The following is a 1,062-nucleotide window of genomic DNA, read 5'->3' on the forward strand; positions in this document are numbered from 1 at the left end:
ATGAAGGAGACCGAGAAGATCGAGATCATGCACTTCGACCAGGAGGGCTACCTCGAGGACGGCAGGAACGTCTACGAGGCGGGCAAGAAGATGACCGCGCTGGCCGACCGCGTGCACGAGGAGGGCTACGACGCCGTCTTCCTGATGGGCGTCGGCGGCACCTGGGACGAGTTCATGCAGCTCGAGTACCTCATGAACAAGTTCGGCGACCGCGACCTCGAGGTCTACCTGATCCACGCCGCCGAGTGGAACGTCATGGGCCACAAGCGCATGACCGACAAGTCCGTCGTGCTGACCGCCTCCGAGTCCGGCACCACCCCCGAGGTGCTCGAGGCCATCGGCAAGATGAAGGAGATGGGCGTGCGCGTCTACGCCATGACCAACCCCGAGGGCAAGATCGGCCGGGCCGTGGGCGCCGAGAACTGCGTCATGATGGCCTCAGACCACGGCGCCGGCGGCTGCGAGAAGGGCTACTACCTCGCCGACTGCTTCGGCCTGCGCCTGCTCAACCGCCGCGGCTGCTTCCCCAAGTTCGACCTGTTCATCGAGCAGACGAAGGACGTCTGGAAGGACATGCTCGACATCCGCAAGCGCTTCGAGCCGCGCGCCGAGGAGCTCGCGAAGAAGTACGCGCTGGCCGACTACACCATGTTCATCGGCTCGGGCGCGCTGTGGGGCGAGACCATCCTGTACTCCATGTGCCTGCTCGAGGAGATGCAGTGGAAGCGCATCCGCCACATCACCTCGCACGACTTCTTCCACGGCACGCTCGAGCTGCTCGAGCCCGGCGTCCCGGTGTTCCTGTTCATGGGCGAGGACGAGTGCCGCGCCCTCGACGAGCGCGTCCGCGCCTTCCTCACCAGCGGCGTGACCGGCGACGAGGACTACGTCATCATCGACACCGCCGAGTACGCGATCCCGGGCCTGGACGACGACTTCCGCGTCATCGTGTCCCCCTGGATCCTGTCCGTGCTGACCACCGACCGCCTCTCGCGCAACTACGAGCTGGTCACCAAGCACAACCTCAAGTACCGCCGCTACTACCACCAGTTCGACTACTAA

Annotated in this window: 1 protein-coding gene; it reads left to right on the forward strand. The window is 65.0% G+C overall.

Annotated elements, in window-relative coordinates; genetic code table 11:
• Nucleotides 1-1,062 (forward strand): SIS domain-containing protein (locus DXC90_RS09435; protein WP_055252703.1); only part of this gene is annotated, 1,062 nt, incomplete at its 5' end.

This window comes from Collinsella sp. TF09-1AT (assembly GCF_003436895.1).
Lineage (GTDB): Bacteria > Actinomycetota > Coriobacteriia > Coriobacteriales > Coriobacteriaceae > Collinsella.